The organism is Bradyrhizobium sp. IC4059, from assembly GCF_020193615.1.
Taxonomy (GTDB): domain Bacteria; phylum Pseudomonadota; class Alphaproteobacteria; order Rhizobiales; family Xanthobacteraceae; genus Bradyrhizobium; species Bradyrhizobium yuanmingense.
In genome coordinates this window covers 382,513-402,113 of record NZ_JADYVH010000003.1, presented here as the reverse complement: position 1 = coordinate 402,113, position 19,601 = coordinate 382,513, and the positions used below count along the sequence as shown (strand labels likewise).

Below are 19,601 nucleotides of genomic sequence, written 5' to 3'. Positions count from 1 at the left end.
GGAATACGACATGGCCAAGAAGCCTTCATCTTCGGCGGGATCCGAGTCCGTGCTGGAGCTTGCCAAACGCCAATCGGACGGGCACCCGCGCAACGAGGAGATCGACCTCCTCAAGCAGACCATCAACGAACTGCACGAGCGCGATGCGAAGCGCGAGCAGGAGCTGTGCCACTTGAATCAGGCGCTGAGCCGGTTGTCGCAGATGAGCGCGATCGAATGCATCCTGACCAACGGATTTGAGGAACTGTCCACCAAGCTCGCACCGCTGGCGGAGATCGGACCTCATCGCGTTCCGATCACGGATGGCGCTGTGAACGCGCGTCTCGCAAGCATGATCGAAGCCACGGCGCGGCCGAGCTGGTCCGGAGCATCGACCGTGCCGATACCAACGCGTCCCGTTCCATTCATCGGCGAGGTCGTTCCGCGCCCACGCGACAACGAAAGGTATTAGTCATGATCCAGCAGCTGATTGACCGCATGATGGCGCCGCCGTCCAACATGTCGCGCGATGCGGCGGCCGCAATAGTGCTCATGTGCGATCCGTTCGATCTGTTGCTCCACATGGAACAGGTCTGGAACGCCTTTCGCGTATGGGGACCGCCGCCGAATCCGCAGCCGGCCAGCCCGGCCCGGCTGGCCTTCCTCCGCTACGACATCGGCGCATTCGCGCCATTCATCCCGGATCCGTCGTTGGCCGGTGTCCCGCAATGGGACCACCTCGGCTACAGCTACGTTCTGGAGAACACACGCGCCATCCAGATCCTGCGCCGCGTCGTCCGGGAGTATCGCTCCGGCGAGGGATTGGGCATCCCGTCAATCGCGACCCAGCGTTGGCTCGAGATCACCGAGGTGCTGCTGTTTGGTGCCGCCAATCCGCTTGCCCCGTGGCTGTCCACCAGTGTCATCCGTCCCGATCCCGAGGCGGTACGGCGCAACGCATACTGGCGGCTCTTCGGCCTCGACCTGGCATTCGGCACCGACGACAACCGGCCGCCCACCTACGACAAGGCCACGCACGCGAACGCGTCATTCATCCAGGTGTTCGAGGAACTCCTTTTTGAACTGTGGCAGGCGATCACCAACGTTCGCAACACATCCGGCGTGAACGCCTCAGACGACGATCGGATTTTCAGGATCGCCGAAGCGCTGCGATTTGCACTGCGCGCCCGGCGGCAAAATCAGTTGCTCAGCCGGGAGGAGCTGGTCGCGGCAACGGCCCTCGGCTGGGCCGAATTGACGCTAAGCGCCAACACGCCGGTGGTCGAGGATCTGGTTGCCAACGCCACGAGCCCCTACGAGCGTCTGCGGATGATCGGCGAGCGCGTTGGGCTCGCACCGCACAGCAGGTCGTCGGCTCTGTTCTCGATGGCTGGCGATCTTTCCCGGTTCCTGCGCATCGTCGAGTCCGGCGTCGTGTCCGGACCTGAACTGGCGTGGGTTCTCTACCTCGAGCAGCCGCCGGTCGGTTCGCCGCCGGGCGCAGCTTCGCCGATCGGAGCTTCGAGCAGGCGGGTCATCACTGAGTGGGCATCCGCAACTGGCAAGGATCTGAAGACACGCGCAAAGCCGATCGAGATGCGGCCGCCGACCCGGCCGCCACTGCTCGTCGGCGCACGTTGAGGTCAACGCAGGAGGCAGACGATGCACGGGTCCACGCAGGATTTCCAATCGCTCGACCCGCTCGGCCTCGACGCTCCGTTCGCGGAGACGTCCGAGCCGGAGAACCACAGCGGAATTGGAGCGTTCGCCACGCTCGAGGACAACCCGTTCGTAGCCTTTTCGGGCGAAGCGGAGTGGACTGGTGCGGGTGAATCCCAGTCCCTCGAGGAGGAAGAACTGGGCTCACCCCACTCCTTCGCGAACTGTACGTCGACGCAGAAGCACCTGCTACTTGACGTCGCCGAACGGTGTCTGCGCGCAGTGCGGCATGCGGCCTCGTTCGTCGGCAGCGCGTACGGACGGCCGGATCGGATGGGCGCAGCCACGCGGCAGCTGCTGCTGCGGCATTTTCACACCACGAAGCACGACGATCTCCGTCACATCGTCACACGGCTGATGCGGATCGAAATAGCGCTGAAGGATGGAATCAAGTTCCGCGGCGAGACCGACTGCGCCACGGACGGCAAGGGAGCCGTCTGCGGCTATGCCCTGACGACGCAGTTGTTCGGCGGTTTCGGCAAGGTCCACATCTGCTTCGACACGCGGCCGAGGCACTGCAACTTCAGCGCGCTGGCGCCCGACACGCAGGAGGTGACCCTCATCCACGAGGTCGCACATCGCTATGTCGGCATCAAGGACCAAGCCTACGAGCACGAACCGAAATATTTGACCCTGTCCCCGAAGCAGGCTCTGGACAACGCGGATAGCTACGCCTTCTTCGCCGTCGAGGGCATGACCCTGCTGAGCGAGAGCTTCGAGCCGGAGCTGGAAGGCTCGCTGTCGGAAGATTACGATGAAACGTCGTTTACCGGGCTTCAAGCCCAGGCATGGGATTCGCATGGCTTTTCCGCGGACAACGATGCCGCGCGAGACGAAAGCTCGGAGCCTTGGGCGCGCGAGCTCGAGGAGGCTCGCGAGCTGGAATCCGGAGCCAGCCGCTGCGCCGAAGACGAACACGAAGGTGAGGACGAATATCTCGAGTCCGAGGCGTGGACCGCAACAGCGGAGCAGATCGCCTTTCGCAACAATGTGCTCGCCGAGCATATCGCCCGCAGCCGCAAGGCCAGGGGTGCTCCCCTGCCCGACCTGAGCAGCACTCAGGTCGAGACGATCCCCGGCACCAGCGTCAAGACGCGGCCGGAGACCGCGCGGGCCGCAGGCCGCCTGCTCGCCGCTGCAAATGCAGATCTGCAGAAGGCTCAGATTGCGGGTGATGCAGACGCGCTGCGAACGAAACGATTGACGGCAGCAAGCGGCTATCGCGGCAGCGAGCACCAGCGCTCGCTGTGGCTCAGGTATTTCAAGGGCTACTACAACCGGACACGCGCGCACCGCGAAGCTCTTGCCGAAGGTCCGCATTCGAAGCCAGCAGCCGCCTACATGCTGAAGTCGAAGGCCTTCGGCGGCTTTGGCCTGGGTGGCCGGATTGCGGCGCCAGGCTACAGCAATCACCAGAACGGCATCGCCGTCGACTTCTATCAGAACAGAAAAGCGGGATTCGAGGTTGCCAACAGTAGCAGTGACGCAGCGCGAGCGGCCTGGCGCAGGAGCTGGTTCTATGGATGGCTGAAGCAGAACGCGGCGGCTTACGGCTTCGAGCAGTTGCCGACCGAGGAATGGCACTGGGAGTTTCGCCGCAAGCCGACGATCACGAGCGAGTTCGAAAGCGAAGCCGTCGTTCGGTCCACGAAGCCGTATCTTGACGGCGCGTTATGGATCTACCGCTCCCGCGTCACCGGCACGAAGATCGCCGTATTCGCGTCGGCCGCGGCCGTTCGAGGCAGCAGGCCGGTCGACATGTTGCTCTACATCCACGGGCTGCTCAGTCCTTGCGGCGTGCCGCGAGCCATGCCTGCGGGCATCGTGACGGAGGCGACCTTCCGGCTCGGCAAGATCGTGACCGACAGCGGCCGGCCGATGCTGCTGATCGTGCCGCAGCTCCAGATTGGGAGCGACGCAGGCTGGAGTGCACGCGGCCTCGACCGGCCTGCGCAGCTCAATGCGCTGTTTGCCGAAGTGCTGGGCGAGACGGACCGCCGCCTCGAGCGGAGCGGCACGCAAATCGGCCGGCTCGTCATTTCCGGGCACTCGCGCGCCTACGGCGTGCTCTATCCGCTCGCCAACGCGAACAAATCCACGGCGCTCGGCACCGGCGCGCTTGCGAAGCTCGTCAAGGTGTGGGTGCTTGACGCCACCTACGGAAGCCCGCCGATCGCGGCGTTCAAGGCGCTCGCCGCAGCCCGGCCGGGTTTGGGCGTGGACATCGTTTACCGCGCCAAATCTCCGACCGACAAATTCGACGGCCGCGCTAGTGCGGGCGCCGTGGCGCTGCGCCCCGTGCCAAATTCGATCACCCATTGCGCGCTGCCCGGTAAACTGCTCCCGACCTTGTTGAGCGAGCTCGGCACAGCCCCGGATGGCGAGACCTTCGAGAACTTCGATGCGATGTCGAGCGCGGAAACACAGTTCGAGAGAGCCGACGGGGAATCGTTGGCTTGGCCGGACTTGGAAGCAGGCCTTCCTGGCGACAGGCTCGACGAAGACTTATCCGACACGCGCTGGCCTGAATCGTCCGAGGACGAAATCGAGCACGAAGGGTGCGGATGCGGGTGCGGCGCCCACTCGGCGCCCCGAAAATTCGAGGCCGAGTGGTTCGAACCGGAATCGGATGACGCAGGATGGCCTGCAGGCGTCGGCGTGCGCGCATTCGACACCGAGGCCGGTGGAGCTGCCGACCTCTTGCAGGGCGCCTCGGCTCTTGTGGTCGGACCGACGCTTCGCCGCGGTAACGGCGGCGCCGGTGTCGAAGCGCTGCAGCGCGCGCTGGCGCAACTCGGCCATTCGCCGGGCGAAATCGACGGACGATTTGGCGCTGCAACCGAAAAAGCGGTCCACGCCTTTCAGTCCCGCGCAGGCCTCGCCGCCGACGGCGTGGTCGGCCCGCGCACCAAGGCGGCTATCGCCGCAGCGCTCGGCGGCAAGATCGCGCCGCTACCTACTCCACCTGCTCCCATCCCGCCGGCACCGACCCCGCCTGCGCCGCTTCCTGTCGACGAGGATCTCGATGCCTTCATTGCCAGATTGGCTGCGGAGTGGTCGCGGCGGACGGGCGGAAAGCCTTCGGCCGACGAACGAAGCGCGGCGCTGCGCGGCGACTACGAGGATACGCTGAAGGGCGCCCGCATGCGCTTCGGGACGAAGTACGCCGACGACGTTCTCCGCCGCGCCTGGATGATCAGCCGCGAGGAAGAGATGCGCTTCCGCACCGAGCCATCGGGCGGCTCGCTCGGCGATTTCGGGCCGCCGGCGCAGCGGGTGGAGCTGGTCAGTCACGCGTCGATTGACGGAAGCGACAAGGCGCCTGTCGCGCCGATCATGGTCCGCTTCTTTGCCGAGCTGCGCCGCCGCTACGGCGCAGGCCTCGGAGCGGGCACCTATCGCGGACATGGCGGCGGGAGCTTCAACGACCGCGGCTATTCGCTCGATCTGTTCCTGAACAGGCGCGACGCTCGCGGTTTCTATCTCCGCGACGATGCCTTGAGGTTGCTGCGCGCGGTGAACGAGACCGCGAAGGCGATGCCGGCCAAATGGCGGATCATCTACAACGATTTCGCGGTCGCCGACGAGATCAACCGGGAGACCGGCAAGCGCAACGTGATCTTCGTCGGCACGACGCGCAAAGACAAGAACAAGCGCGTGACGGGGCTCAACTGGCATGGACCGCATCCCCTAATCATCCACTTCCACCTCGACCTCGCGCCGCTGCCGGGCGCGCAGAGCGAAGCCGAGGACGAGGGATGGCAGGAGACTTGGCAGGAGACTTGGCAGGAGAACTGGCAGGAGAACTGGCAGGAGAACTGGCAGGAGAATTTCAGCGACGGTGAGGACGTGCGCGCCGCCTGCGAGGGCGAATCTCCAGCCGACGAGACCCTCACCCTGGAAGCCCTGCTCGCGGGCGAAGCGGGAGGCGATCCGGGGCTGGTGGACCGCCTCAAAGGCGTCGCCGAATTCATGCTCGGACCGACGCTGCGCCGGGGCAGCAAAGGCGACGGCGTGAGCAGCCTGCAGCGCGCCCTTGTCGGGCTCGGTTACGATTTGGCAGTGGACGGTGATTTTGGTTCGAACACCGAACGCGCGGTGCGTGGGTTTCAGTCGCGCAGCGGGCTGGAGGCCGACGGCGTCGTCGGCGCGGCGACCAAAACCGCGATTGGCGCCGCGCTGGGTGGCCGCTCGCTGCCGCCCGCCCCCGCTCCTACGCCTCCTGCGCCGACGCCCTTGCCCTACGTGCCGGGCAAGAAGCTCGCGCCGAAAGCGTTCGTCGCCACGTTCGGCGAGTCAGCCAGGGCTTCGCAGGCGGCGAGCCGCGTACCCGCCCTGGTAACGCTCGGCCAGGCAGCGCTGGAATCCGGCTGGGGTGCGCATGCGCCCGGCTTCAATTTTTTCGGTATCAAGGCAAAAGCCAGCATGCCCGAAAACATGCGGCAGTTGCTGAAGACCAAGGAGGTCATGTCGCGGCCCGACGCCAAATTCCCCGAAGTGATCTCGGTGACGCCGCGGCCCGACGGCAAGTACGACTATGTCGTGCGCGACTGGTTCCGCGTCTATCCCGACGCTGCCACCGCGTTCAGCGAGCACGGCTCATTTCTGGCGCGCAACAAGCGGTACGCCAAGGCGTTCACGGTCAGCCACGACCCATACGCCTTCGCAACCGAAGTCGCTCGCGCGGGCTACGCCACCGGACCGACTTACGAGAGGGAGCTCCATGCCGTCATGCGCATGATCGAGAAGGCGGGTGGCGGGTAAGAATGTCGAACTGAAACCTGCGACCTAAATGGTCCGATCCGGATCGCCGGTCGGGTCTGGGCGACGCGTTCTCGAAGAAGTCAGGGCGGCAGCCTTATCGTGCCCGGAGGTCCACCATTCGCCAGCAAGAGCCGCACGCCGACTGGCTCTCGATCATTCAAGCCGACTGCACGGAGATCGGTGATATGCCACGAGGACCTGACAAATATGATTCCATGACTGCTCTGTACGATGATCCGAACAACGTCGAAGGGATGGCATATGGAAAAAGATGGCTACGTCATGAGTGGCGCCAACTGGTGGAAGAACAGGTTACGGACAACACGGAAACACAAAAGATCATCATGGCCCTCCACGGAGGTGGCATTGAGACCGGCACAAGCGAGATCGCTCTAGCTACGGCAGGCTATCATCCGGCTACGCTGGCGACCGCAGTTGATGGTCTTGGATTTCATGACCTCTGGCTGTTTGAAGGGTTGTTGCCCTCCAGCAACGGCGACCTGCATGTGACGGCTTCCCACTACGATGAGCCAATAGCCACGAAGTTGGTTGAAAACGCTCAACGTTGTATCAGCTTGCACGGCTGTACGGACACCCAGGCGAATGGAAGAATTCAGCTCGGCGGACTGGACGACGAGTTGCGCGACATCGTTCTGGAAGAATTGGATGCTGCAGGAATCCCGGCCGAGGTTACCAGCAACCCGATGCTTGACGGCAGTCTCCCAAGCAACATCGCAAACAAGACAAGAATTGGCGGCTGCGCCCAACTCGAGATGGGAACGAGCTATCGTAGAAGCTTGTTCGGGATCAACACAAGGCGACAGCGAAAAAACACGACGAACGCTCAATTTTGGCTACTGGTCGACGCTTTGCGTAAATCCATGAGCCGCGTATGAGCCGTTCCCTACCCGGACGGACTAGCCAGCAGGCTTGTTTGAACCGGGCACTACGGCTTAGAAAATCGATATTCCAAGCCCAGGTTACGCCGGCGCCCACCGGCCGTCTCAGGAATGAGCACCCACGGACGGCGCGACGTCGAGGCGGACGGCGACACCAGCCAGCTCCGGGCTCGGTGCCGGATAGAGCTTCATGACCAGCGGATCATGACCGGGTACGATGTGGTCCGCGTCGGGCGCGGCCGCCCGCAGCTTGTCGAAACCCGCCCCAGCATGTCGCCGACGTGAAACGCCGTCGTGAACGGACGCTCGCTGGTCATGTTCTCGGTGTGGCTGACGTCGGAGGCGAGCACGACAGGGCCGCGGCGCGTGTTGACCCGGACGAACTGAAGGCCGGCGGAATGTCCGCCCGCGGCATGGACCGTCAATCCCGGCGCAATCTCCGCGCCGCCGTCGTAGAACAGCACCCTGCGCGCATAGTTCAGCCGCACGATCCCGCAGACATCCTCGACCTCGAAGGAATGCGACAGCCGCGGATATTGCACGTAACGCCCGGTGGCGTAGGCGAGCTCGCGCTCCTGAAGATGAAACCGCGCATTCGAAAACCGGTCGAAATTGCCGGCATGGTCGTAATGCAAATGCGTCAGGATCACATCCTTGACGGCGGCGAGGTCGATGTCGAACGAGGCGATCGAAGGCTTCTGGTTCAGCGTATTCACGGCCGCGTGTACGAAGCCATTTTAGGCGCCCAACGAAGCGAAACTGAAACAATGCAATCCGAACCTGTGATCGTAACGCCCATTGAGGGAGGGTGGAATGCGTAGCCTGATTTTCGGTGCGGCTCTCCTGGCGCTGGCAACCATCGGATGTTCCGCGTTTATTTCGGCCGCCCTTTCCGCAGCACGGGATGCAAAGGCCGCAACATTCTCAGAACGGTTCGCGCCGACAGTGACGGTTCTCCCAACCGGCTAGGCCCGCCAGCGTGAACCGGCGGGCCTGAGCACTCACTTCTTCAAACAAAGCCCGACTGTCGGCGACGTCCCGCATTTCGCTCCGTCGGCGGCGCCTCCGCTTGGACAGAACACCGACACTAGCGTTTCGCTGTTGTTGCAATTGACGGCGCCATCAGCTTGCACTGCGCGGATGTTGACCGTCCCCGGATCGCCCTTGTCTCCCTTCTCACCTTTTGGCCCCTGCGGTCCTTGTGGTCCTTGCGCACCGGCTGGGCCCTGTGGTCCCGGCACCCCCTGAATCCCTTGGGCCCCCTGCGGGCCGGTCGGCCCCTGCGGCCCTGGATCACCTTTAGGTCCAGGCTCTCTGCCACAGGCCGCAAGGATGAGCGCGGCAGTCAGAACTCCCGCCGTGATCATTTTGTGCATTGCGATCCTCCCAGTTATCAACCCATTAAACGGGTCGTCTGAGAGAGCCGCGAGAGAGAAGCCCGCCAGCGTGAGCCGGCGGGTGAGTTGGTTTGGACTGTAGATTGCAACCGGGGGTGCCGGCCCGCAGCTCAACTGTATGCGAGCTCGCTCGAGCCCGCGAGCCCATCTAAGCGGCAGCTTCCGCCCCGGCCTTCCGCGGCGCGTCGCATCCATCCCCTTCATGGGGTGGCACGCTCCTTGCCAATTGCACGTCCCGCAGCATGGAGGCGTGCACCGATGGGACAGCGTAGTCGCATTATCCGGCGCCCAAAGCCCGATTTGACACATATCGCTCGGAAGCTCGTGAGATTGCTCGACGAGATCGAAGACCTTGATGAGCTGAGAGAAAAGGTCCGGCTCGCCGAAGCCGCTCGAGTGTTGCACTAGCCTGCACTAAAAAGCGCCCTCCACCTTCTTGGGGCGCTGATTGCGCTCCCTAGCAGCGCTAGGATAATTGTCGCATTTCACTTCCAGTTTGAGTGCGAGCCGCACTGCAATCCATCTTCTGGATCGCTCTAACAAGAATGGCGTTGTGCGCGCGCCGACGAGGCGGAGTTAGTGTTAACCTCGACAATGTCTTTAAAATTGATCCCAACGCGGGCCAGACCTGTTCTGAGGGGCTGGTCTCGAAACACCTCGATCGGCCTTACCGAGGCGGACGGCAACCGGCGTTCAGTGTCAGGCACCGTGCTGCTGGGCTTGCGAGCCGCCAAGCACTTAGCTTGGTCAAGGCGCGAAACGCAGCGAGCGCGTTCGCTTCAAGTGAACGCAAAGGCGAGCAGGCTCGAGCAGAGCACCACCAGACCGACCGCTGTCAGTGTCAGGAAGCTGTCGGAGACAAGGTCACGATTGCGCATGAAACACCCACGATCGCTCCGTAGGAGCGAGGGCAGCAGTCCCGCCTTGGCTCGACGAGAAAACAACCGGCCACCGCCTCAAGCGCCTTCTGCCGCCGACACCGGCTAGAGGGATGCGGAGATCGTCGTCCACTGCTTGCCAACATCTTTATGAATCGGTTCCTGAAGCATTGGCGGCTGACGGCGCGTGGGGAAGCGTTCCGTGCGGACGTTGTCGCGTACGCCGACGACTTCGTCATCCTCAGCTGCGGATACGCGACTGAGGCTCTGGCGTGGACGAACGCGGTGATCACCAAACGCCCACACATCACCTCGTTGGCCTGGGCGATATTCGACCTGGCCTTGCGTTCGCATCGCGCGTTTCTTAGGGTGAACGCGCAGCATTGCTTCGTTCTATCGGACATGTCGCAGGAAAGCGGCGAGATGTCGGGCGCCCACGATCGGCACCGATCTCATCGATAGAGAAAGTCGTCGGCGCAAGCGGGCGTAGCTTCCGACGCGTGCGCATCTCATCTTCTGTCGATCTCGTACCGACCCACCGTTTAATTCAGGTTAGTGCACAAGCTGCCGTCATGGTCGGTTAGCTGAATTCGGCGATCGATTACAGGCACAGGTCTGTACGTAATGTACAGAACTGTGCCCCGGTTTGCGGTGATAGAGGACACGAAAGTCAGCCCGCCCGGCCCCGCCTTCGCCCCCGCTAAATAATGAGTTCGGCCACGCATGCCGGCGAACGTGGCAAACTTCAAGAATTTATCTTTTCTCAAATGTTTGCCGCGACCTTCCAGCACTGGCGGCAACGTTAGGGCCAGTCCTGCGGGGTCCGAGATGAGGACATATCTGAGCTCGTACGTCTCGAAGCTATTCGCGGGGGATCTGGCGGCTTTCGGCGGCCCTGCGACAGATGAAGCGGTCGCAGGGCACATTCGGGCGGAGCAGATCTCCCTCGTGCTCGGCTATTCCCTAGGTATAATGCTGGCCAACGCCTGCAATGCGACGGTGCTTGCAATTGCCCTCTGGCACTCGCCCAACAGAAACTATGCCCTGATCTGGGCAGCTGCCGTGGTTTTCGGCGCGTTATCGATAGGCCTGAAGGCGCGTTTATCACGACGGATTACGAAGCCGCAGTTCGTCTCCCGACAGGCCATGCATCGGCTGGTGCGAAATGCGCTCGTTCTTGGAACAGCCTGGGCGGTCGTTCCGGTCGCTTTCTTCGCCGACGCCTCAAATGGCGGCCAACTCGTGATCACATGTCTTTGCTCCGGGATGCTCGCGGGCGGAGCATTCGCCTTCGCTACGATTCCCGTGGCGGCGGTTGCATTCACGGCTCCGATTTTTGTGGGTACGGCAATCTGCCTCGGCAGAAATGGCGATTTCGTCTATCTGCTGGTCGCTATTCTTGTTGTGGCCTATGGCTTCGTGCTTCTGCGCGGCGTTTTCGCCCATTCTTTCGAATTCACGAAACGCACCATCGCTCAATTGGAAGCCGAACGGAGGGTCCGGCGGGATCCCCTTACCCACTTGCCGAACCGTTTCGCCTTCAACGAAAGCCTCGAAGCCGCCCTCAATCGGTTGGCTCGCTCGGGAGAGGAATTCGCGGTTTTTCTGCTTGATCTCGATCGCTTTAAGGAAGTGAACGACAGGTTCGGCCACCCCGCTGGAGATGAGTTCCTCGTTCAGGCCGCGGCGAGACTGCAACGATGCGCGCGTGAGACCGATACTGTCGCGCGGATCGGCGGGGACGAATTTGCGCTGATCGTGACCAATCTGGCCAAAGTCGAAGACGCGTTGGAAATCGCCGAGCGCTTCGTCGGGGCTTTCGGCGAACCATTCCTGATCGAACGATGCGAGATCGCGGGCGCGACGAGCGTCGGGATCGTGTTGGCCCCGCGCGACGGCAATACGCCCCATGAGCTCTTGAAAAATGTCGACCTTGCGCTCTATCGCGCCAAAAAAGCGGGGCCCGGAACGGTTCGCTTCTTTGAGGTCAGCGACGACAAATCAGCGCTCGATCGCAGGGCGCTGCAACGGGATCTGGAGGAGGCGATCGGGAAAGACGAGCTTTTTCTGGTCTACCAACCGTTCTTTGATATTCGCGAGAACCGAGTAACCGGCTTTGAGGCCTTGCTGCGCTGGCAACACCCTGTCCGGGGAGTCATTTCGCCGGCTGAGTTCATTCCAATTGCCGAAGAAACCGGCTTGATCCACCCGATCGGCGAGTGGGTGATCCGACGCGCCTGCTCGACGCTTTCGAACTGGCCCTCCGATCTCAGGGTCGCCGTGAATTTCTCGGCAGCTCAATTCCATAACACAAGCATCCTGCAAACAATCGTGCAGGCCTTGACAGAGGCCAGAGTTGCCCCTAGCCGACTTGAAATCGAAATAACGGAGTCGATGCTGATTTCAAAATACGGGCCGGCATCATCGATCCTGAATTCACTCCTGCAACTGGGGGTGACGGTGGCGCTCGACGATTTCGGAACAGGATTTTCGTCGCTGACCTATTTGCTCAAATTGCCTTACACCCGCATCAAAATCGATCAGTCCTTTATACGCGACATGCTGACACGGCCGGATAGCGCGGCGATCGTAAAATCAATAATCACGCTGGCGCAGGATCTGCACATTGGCGTGGTAGCGGAAGGCGTCGAGACCGCCGAGCAGCTCGGGCGTTTGCGCCAAACGAGCTGTGATGAAGTCCAAGGATATCTCATCGGTCGGCCGGTATCAGCCGACCGCATCTTCGCCCTACTCGATAAAAATAAGCAATGGTCGACACCTGCCGCTTGAAACGCCCTGTACGAACCGACCGACCATCATGCCGCGCGAAGCCGCGTGCGGCGCTGGCAATGCTAGCGGAATCAACGACAAGATCGGTATGTGACCGACCTTGCGATATGACCCTACGGCATCCAAGTCCGTCACATCGTCTTGTTGTTCAGCGCCAAGGGTAATACCGATATCGATCAAATAGGTCGAAGGTCTATCGGTAGGTACATCGGAGCCCCGAAGGCACCGCCCTGCCGCAGCAGGGCATCCCGCAAATAACGAACCACTTTCACGATGATAATTTGCGCGCTGCTTTGGGTACGAATAGTAGCATCAATGTCATCAACCCGCTTCAACCGCTGGCGTTGCGCGACTTCTGAACCTCGTCGAGTAGACCAAGGCGCGTGACTCGCGATGCGTGCCACAGTTAAAAAGGCCATTTGAGCCAGAGGCCGGAAGGGTGGGCGGCGTCCTACCGGCTCACCTCAGGTTCGGCAAATAAGCCCTGCCGCGACAATCGTTCCATGCTCTATAAGGGCCTACCGCGACTGTTCGCCGCGCTCGCCTGGTGCGCGGCGACGGTCGGCATCAACGCCTGTTGCACGATCTCGGCCGCATCGTGGTTCTGCTCCTCTACCATCGCGGTCTTGAGCCGATCGACGCTGGCGCCCCTTGCGCGGCAGTTCGGGTCCACTAATGGTCTTCCGTTCACGCAGAGCTGCCGGCACAAGGCCGCAGCGAGCCGACCGCTTCAAATAAACTTCTAGATCTGGATCGTTGACATCGATTGCCCACCACGTTCCGTCCAAGCATATCAAGGGTGAAGAGACGAGACTTTTACATCCGTTGCCAGAAGGCGGGTCGTTAGGCCCAACTTTCACGTCTTTCGCTCCCACCCAATTCTGATTTCGATTTCGGCAACCTATCCTGAATGGCTCCAGATTTGGTTGGAAGAAAAAGAACACTTTTAGGTATTTGCTCGGCAATTACCTGGGGCACGCGGCCAGGCAAGGGCGTGTTTGGCTGGGCTGTTCTGCAATTGGACCCCGCCATGTTTCAAAAATTAACCAAGAATTGTTTCTGTTACCCATAACGCTTTCTTAATACTTAAGCTAAGCGAGACTAAGTCTTGCTAGTGGCTCGCAAGCGATAGTGGCGCGGCCAACGCTGACGCAATCTTCCAATTTCATGGAAACGCATGATGAGCGATCTTACGGACACCGTCGGCCATCCACAGAACCCGATGGCCATTCCCGGCTCACGGAAGGATGACGTTGTTCGCGGAATATATTGCATGATCGCCGCGAGCGTGATGTTCGCACTATCGAGCGCACTATCGAAATGGCAAGCCGCTCTCTATCCTGTTGGCGAAGTTATGTTCTTTCGCTCCGTTTCTGCGTTTGTCCTCTGCGCCGCATTGATCCTCCCGGCAACGGGCATGTCAGTCTTTAACACTCGGCGGCCCCGCGCCCACCTTGCGCGCGGGCTGTCGCAGTCGATCTCGCAGACGTTCACTGTCATCGCCGTTAGTCTGATGCCCCTTGCAGGCGCGATCGCGATCAATTTTTCTGCATCGTTGTGGGCGGCCTTGCTGTCATTAGTCTGGCTTAAGGAGCGTGCCGGGATCGCGCGTTGGAGCGCGCTGGTAACAGGATTCGTGGGGGTCATCGTTGTGGTTAATCCAGGTGCAGATTCGTTGCAGATTGGCGCATTATTTGCGCTGGCAAACGCGGTTATGTATGGCAGCGTCACGGTTGCCGTTCGCGGAATGACCGCAACTGAGTCTGCAAAGACGCTGTTGATGTGGCAGATGCTTACGGTAACCTTCTTTCATTCCTTCTTACTGCTGTTTGGATTCCGGGTGCCGGCGCCGGCTGACGCAATCATGTTGACCCTGAGCGGTGTTACAAACGCCGCGGCACAATATTTTTGGACGCAAGCGCTCCACCTAGCCCCGGCCGCCGCCGTCTCGCCATTCTATTACCTGACCCTCGTCTGGGCACTTGCGATTGGATTTTTCGTTTGGGGCGACGTGCCGACGCTTTTTCTTCTGATCGGGTCCGGTATTGTTGTTGCATCGGGCCTGTTCCTGCTCGTGCACGAGGCTCGGCGACCAACCAAGAAGCCGATCTTCGGTGAACAAACTGGAAAATCCAGCCTTCAGAAAGTCGCTGGGTAAACGAGCGGGTCCCAAACTCTAGGCGACAAATTTGCGCCCGGGCGACCATTTGGCAATCATTTCAGGAACTGTCGCTATTGGAACAGGCGGACTGAACAGATAGCCTTGCCCTTCGTCGCAATCGAGCGCCGCGAGAAAATCATACTGTCCGACGGTTTCGATGCCTTCTGCCAACGTCGTCATTCCCAGAGCGCGAGCAATACTCACCACGGCTTGCACAATCACAACGTGCTCAGTGCCTTCAGCAAGGTCAGAAACAAACGACCTATCTATCTTGATTTTGTCGAATGGGAAGCTACGGAGATAACTGAGAGAGGAATACCCCGTACCGAAGTCGTCCAACGAAATGCGGACGCCGAGTTGCTTCAACTGACGCAGAGTAGATAGGGTGGATTCATTATTGGTCATGAATACTCCCTCGGTAATTTCAAGCTCAAGGCGATGCGGCTGAAGTCCGGTTGCCGCCAGGGCGTGTCTCACGACCTCGGAGAGATTGGAAGCTGAAAACTGAATCGGGGAAAGATTGACCGCTATCTTAAGATTGTTCGGCCAGTGCGCGGCGCAGCGGCACGCCTCTCTCAGCGCCCATTCACCAAGAGGTTGAATGAGTCCAGTATCCTCCGCTACCGCGATGAATGTTGTCGGCGGTACCATGCCATTGACAGGATGGCGCCATCGCACCAAGGCTTCGAAGCCGGTTATGATGTTGCTCCGCAAATTGAGGATGGGCTGATAATATAGCTCCATCTCATTTTGCTCGATCGCCTCGCGCAGATCGATCTCAAGCTGCCGTCGTTCCCTAAGCTCCCTGTTCATTGCAGCATGATAGAATCTATAGCTGCCACGTCCTTGGGCTTTGACCGCGTATAGTGCCAGATCGGCGGCAATCAGAAGGTCGTCGCAATTTACTCCATCGCACGGCCCAATGGCGATACCTACACTGATGCCAGAACGGATTCGGTGACCTCCGATCTCAAAGGGCTTCTGTGCTGCCTCGATCATGCTATTCGCCAGGTCCGCGATCGCTGGTCGAGACTCAACCGTCGGTACAACAACTGCGAATTCATCGCCGCCGAGCCGTGCCAGCACTTCATTTGCACCGAGCGTATTCTTTAAGCGCCGGGCCATCTCCTGCAGCAGCAAGTCACCGGTCTGATGGCCAAGGGTATCGTTGATAGCTTTAAAACGATCAAGGTCAAGAAATAGGACGGCGAATTCCGCCGCTGGCTGCCCGTTGTCTACTGCCGATGGTTGCCGGCGGCTCATCTGGTCGAGCATGGAGCGGAACATCCGCCGGTTTGGGAGACCGGTCAGTGAATCCTCGGAACTAAGGCGGACTGCATCTGCTTCAGCGCGCGATCTTTTCGTGACGTCAGTGAAGGTTTGGACGAATCCACCATCGGGGAGACTTTCCCTGCGAATCTCGATGATTGATCCATCCGGCATCGTTCGTTCGCTAACGCCGAGTTCTCCTGCGACAAGATCTCCCAAGATCCGAACAGAAGCCTCGGTCAGTTTGCCCGTAGGTGTCTCGTATTCGGCGAGTTGATCGACTCTTGGTGGGTTCTGTATGAACTCTACGGGCAAATCGAGCAACTCGCCGCAGCGACGATTGATAATCGGAATCTGCTGATCATAGGTAACCAGCATAATTCCCTGATTCATATATTCGAGCGTAAGGTCAAGTTGATTCGCTTTTTGCCTTGCCTTCGCGTCTATCCGTAGAAGCTGCTCAAGAGCAATGAGAACCAGCAAGGTAAGTACGGTACCCACCAACGAATTCAACTTGAGGGCGTTCCGAGAGCTTTCCATGATCTGGCTTTTGCTCAAGCTAACGCTGACCCACAATGGATAGCCCTTGACCTTGCGGACAGTAATGAAACGCGTTTCGTTGTTGGCGGGATCAATGTTTTCAAATGTAGTTTCGACCCCGGCTCCCATTTGGTCGAGCAGTTGTGTTCCGCTAAGATCGTCCCCAAGTGCGTAACCGACCGCGCTCCCGCCACTCGAACGAACCACGCCATCACTTCCGATCAGGGCGATCGCCGCCGCCGATCCAAAATTGATATTGTTGTAGAATTTCGTCAAATGGCCCGGATTGAGCGAGGCCACGACGACGCCGCCGAACGTCCGATCACTATTCACGAAGCGCCGCGTGAATTGCACGGACCATTTTCCGCTGGCACGGCCAACCACCGGCTTGCTGATAAAAAGCTGATCCGCGATGTTGTTCAAATGAAACTTAAAGTGCTCTCGATCGCTCAGATCAAGGGCAGGCGCGGGTTGAGGACCGCTGTTCGACGCGCGCATAATTCCCTTGTCGTCGATAATGGCGACTTGGACGATAATGTCGCTCAGCACGTCGGTCGTGTTGGCAATCGCGCTAAAACTAACCGAATTTCTCCGGGTCTCAATGCTCCGTCGCAGGTATAAGAGCGCCTTATCAATTTCTCCGATTGATCGAAGAACATTCTCTTCGAATACTAGCGCAAAGTTACGAGCGTCCCGATGCGCCTCTCTTTCGTCCCCCCGAACATCGCCGAAGTATTTTACAGCAACTCCTGCCCACACCATGGTGATGATCACCAAGCCGAAAATTGCCGAGCTTCGACGCTCAGCAATCAGCTTTGGCAACTCTAGGATTTGTAAATTCATGCCGAGAACAGGCCCCCTATCGGCAGGGCTTACTCGTCGGATGTTTCGGGCGACTTAACTTAATTGATCGGCCACGGGAGCGTGGGGTTAACCTTAATAGATGGGCCACCTCTCTCCCGAGTTGACGTTGAGAAAAATAACCGATTATTAACTCGCGATAAAAAGATCTTCTTTCGGAGTTCATATGTCGGGTTGCGATACGGTTGGTTCGAAAGAAGACGCATTAGCCCACACTGAATTTAGGGCTTGTTCGCAACCCTTTGGCAACAAAGCTGTTGACGGAGCATTTGAACGATCAAGCGAAATTGCGGTGCCTGTCACTCCTCGAGCCAAGGAGATTGCGCCAGAAAAGGTCCTGCAAGCCTTTAATACTTGGGCTTTTAAGCGTGAGCAACCTGACAACTCTGCTGCAATGTTGCAGAGCATTTCCAAATCAATTGCGGTCAGAAATCCCGTTCCGTTTGTGCTCTATTGGGGCAAAGGTCCGCGGTCCAACATCGACAAGCCAGACTTCGAATGTCTCAACTATTTGGCTGCCTTCACCCGCCGAATCAGCACAACATATGCACCGGGGGCGGCATTAAGGCTGATTTTCACCGATACCCATGCGGAATTGAACGGACATTCATCACTGAACATACGCCAGTACTTTGATGAGGTTGCGGATGGCGCCCGCGAACGCGGTTTCGAGAGCTGTTGGTTGGGCGACCTCACAAGGGCCGCAGAAGCGGATAGCAAAAGTCCTTTAATCGATGAGATCGTACCGGAGCCGACGTTCCAGCGGCTGCTTGCCAGCGCGATGAAATGGTATCGTGGAAATGGAAGTTGTGAGGAGGGCGCAATAGAATATTACCGGATGAACATGATCGAAAAACGCGCGGTCGAACGTGCATTTCCTGACTCAATCTTTATCACCTTCAATGGAAGCGAATTTCGAGGGCTTTTCCCCCCAAACCTTCCAATTTTCTACATGTATTCGCTTCGCAAAGGGATCAGCATCAAACCCTGGTTCCTCTTCCCAGATACGGACGCCTGCGAACAGCGAGCAAGTTAGTCTCGCGTGTTGGAAATGCCGCGCTACGTTGTTGAGATTTATTCTTCCGAGGACGGGCCGCCTTGCGGATATTGTCCGGGTCTAGCTAAGAAGGGCGGCTAGAGCGGGCTTGCAGAGGGCAAGATAGACAGCTGCGGCAAAGTCTCCGCAGACAATCTGCTCATAGGATGATTTGGACTCTTCGGGGAAAGCGAACTCTCGCTGCTCAGTGGGCTCCGGCGTCCAAATGCACTTTCAATAGCGCAGCCCACACGTGTGGCGCAGGATTCCAGAACGGTAGGAAGTCGCACTGTCGAAGCGCGTGCCGCTGAGGCCGGAGCGAGCGAGGGCTAGCGCCCCGCCGGCCCGGCGAATTTCGGTCTATTCTCCCCCCTCGTAGAACAGCTCGAGCGGCAGCCCGACCAGCGCCTTGCCGATCCAGTCGCGAGCAATCACATTCGAGGGTCCCATGGCTATGGCTGCCCGTGCGTCGCGGAAGGAGCGCTCGATGGGTCCTCGGTGATAGCCGTAACCTCCCGTAACCGTGAGCGCCGCCGCCGCGACCTTGTTCGCAACCTCGGCTGCATGCACCTTGAACTCGGTCCGAGAAATGAGGATTTCGCTCTGCGGCTTGCCGGCTCGCCAGAGCTCATCCAGCCTTGCCGCGAGTTCCAGGCGCCACGGCCGCAAGGTCTCGACCAACACCTTGGCTGCACCGAGTTCCTGCCGGATCGCCTGATAGTCCGACAGGCTCTTGTTTCGGTCCTTGTGCACGAAATTCGTGGCGTGCGTGGTGACGGCCTGACGCCAAACGACCTCGCTGAAGACTGGGCTTTTCCAAGAAATGTCGACGCCCGCCAACTCGGGAAGGACGAGCAGATCAACCGGCGCCTTAGCGAGCTCACTTTCCAGCCGGCTTCACATCGCTGTCGCGCTGTCGCGATGATCGGGAAATTCGCAGGTCGCTACTCGGATGATCGCCGTGTCCTCCATGACAGCCAAAGTTGCGCCAAGCGATGCCGGGTTGACCAGTGGCACAAAGTTGACGGCAATGCCTTGGCATCCATATTTGCGTGGGCGCAACACCACTTGGATCAAGACCTGGCGATCGACCTCCTCGCTTCCCGCGCTGGAATGAGCCGCCGCACTTTCATCCGGCGACTCGAGGAGGCAACCGGCATGTCGCCCGGTGATTGGTTGACGCAGGCACGCGTGTCGCGGGCTCGCGAACTCCTCGAGGCGACGCAGCTCCCAATCGAGGGTATCGCGGTCGAGACCGGCTTCGGCTCGGCTGAGGCGCTGAGACATCATTTCAGACAGAGAATCGGT

12 protein-coding genes are annotated in these 19,601 nt (G+C 59.8%); 8 read left to right on the top strand and 4 right to left on the bottom strand.

What is annotated here, in order from left to right; all coding sequences use genetic code 11:
* Positions 1 to 10 precede the first annotated feature (10 nt).
* The 4 genes from I6F12_RS12080 (at position 11) to I6F12_RS12065 (ending at position 7,358) form a co-directional block, all read left to right on the top strand.
* Positions 11 to 451, top strand: coding sequence for a hypothetical protein (locus I6F12_RS12080; RefSeq protein ID WP_225125293.1), 441 nt, complete (start codon positions 11 to 13; stop codon positions 449 to 451).
* 2 nt (positions 452 to 453) lie between these two features.
* Positions 454 to 1,620, top strand: coding sequence for a hypothetical protein (locus tag I6F12_RS12075; RefSeq protein ID WP_225133342.1), 1,167 nt, complete (start codon positions 454 to 456; stop codon positions 1,618 to 1,620).
* Between the two features lie 21 nt (positions 1,621 to 1,641).
* On the top strand, positions 1,642 to 6,462 hold the full coding sequence (locus tag I6F12_RS12070; RefSeq protein ID WP_225156376.1) for a peptidoglycan-binding protein: 4,821 nt from the start codon (positions 1,642 to 1,644) through the stop codon (positions 6,460 to 6,462).
* Positions 6,463 to 6,677: 215 nt separating this feature from the next.
* Entirely contained in the window at positions 6,678 to 7,358 is a 681-nt protein-coding gene (locus I6F12_RS12065; RefSeq protein WP_225156374.1) for a poly-gamma-glutamate hydrolase family protein, read from the top strand.
* Between the two features lie 191 nt (positions 7,359 to 7,549).
* Here I6F12_RS12065 and I6F12_RS12060 read toward each other — a convergent pair whose 3' ends face one another.
* A complete protein-coding gene (locus I6F12_RS12060; protein ID WP_225156372.1) occupies positions 7,550 to 8,077 on the bottom strand; it encodes an MBL fold metallo-hydrolase in 528 nt (175 codons plus the stop codon).
* A gap of 1,709 nt (positions 8,078 to 9,786) precedes the next feature.
* Here I6F12_RS12060 and I6F12_RS12055 point away from each other — a divergent pair.
* From I6F12_RS12055 to I6F12_RS12045, 3 genes are all read left to right on the top strand, one after another.
* On the top strand, positions 9,787 to 10,098 hold the full coding sequence (locus tag I6F12_RS12055; RefSeq protein ID WP_225156370.1) for a hypothetical protein: 312 nt from the start codon (positions 9,787 to 9,789) through the stop codon (positions 10,096 to 10,098).
* A gap of 366 nt (positions 10,099 to 10,464) precedes the next feature.
* Complete coding sequence (locus tag I6F12_RS12050) at positions 10,465 to 12,426, top strand: EAL domain-containing protein (protein WP_225156368.1); 1,962 nt, start codon at positions 10,465 to 10,467, stop codon at positions 12,424 to 12,426.
* 1,177 nt (positions 12,427 to 13,603) lie between these two features.
* Complete coding sequence (locus tag I6F12_RS12045) at positions 13,604 to 14,584, top strand: DMT family transporter (protein ID WP_225133347.1); 981 nt, start codon at positions 13,604 to 13,606, stop codon at positions 14,582 to 14,584.
* A gap of 18 nt (positions 14,585 to 14,602) precedes the next feature.
* Here the strand turns inward: I6F12_RS12045 and I6F12_RS12040 are convergent, their stop codons facing one another.
* On the bottom strand, positions 14,603 to 17,239 hold the full coding sequence (locus I6F12_RS12040) for an EAL domain-containing protein (RefSeq protein ID WP_225156366.1): 2,637 nt from the start codon (positions 17,237 to 17,239) through the stop codon (positions 14,603 to 14,605).
* A 184-nt stretch (positions 17,240 to 17,423) separates the two neighbouring features.
* On the opposite strand from I6F12_RS12040, the gene I6F12_RS12035 reads away from it, so the two are divergent.
* The gene (locus I6F12_RS12035; protein WP_225133349.1) at positions 17,424 to 18,293 is read left to right on the top strand and encodes a hypothetical protein; all 870 of its coding nucleotides are present in this window, start codon (positions 17,424 to 17,426) and stop codon (positions 18,291 to 18,293) included.
* A 360-nt stretch (positions 18,294 to 18,653) separates the two neighbouring features.
* On the opposite strand, the gene I6F12_RS12030 is transcribed toward I6F12_RS12035, so the two are convergent.
* Together I6F12_RS12030 and I6F12_RS37160 are read right to left on the bottom strand one after the other, a co-directional pair.
* Positions 18,654 to 19,133 (bottom strand): acyl-CoA dehydrogenase family protein, encoded by a 480-nt coding sequence (locus tag I6F12_RS12030; RefSeq protein ID WP_225156364.1) that lies wholly within the window; start codon positions 19,131 to 19,133, stop codon positions 18,654 to 18,656.
* A gap of 57 nt (positions 19,134 to 19,190) precedes the next feature.
* Complete coding sequence (locus I6F12_RS37160) at positions 19,191 to 19,583, bottom strand: hypothetical protein (RefSeq protein WP_249782408.1); 393 nt, start codon at positions 19,581 to 19,583, stop codon at positions 19,191 to 19,193.
* Positions 19,584 to 19,601 lie beyond the last annotated feature (18 nt).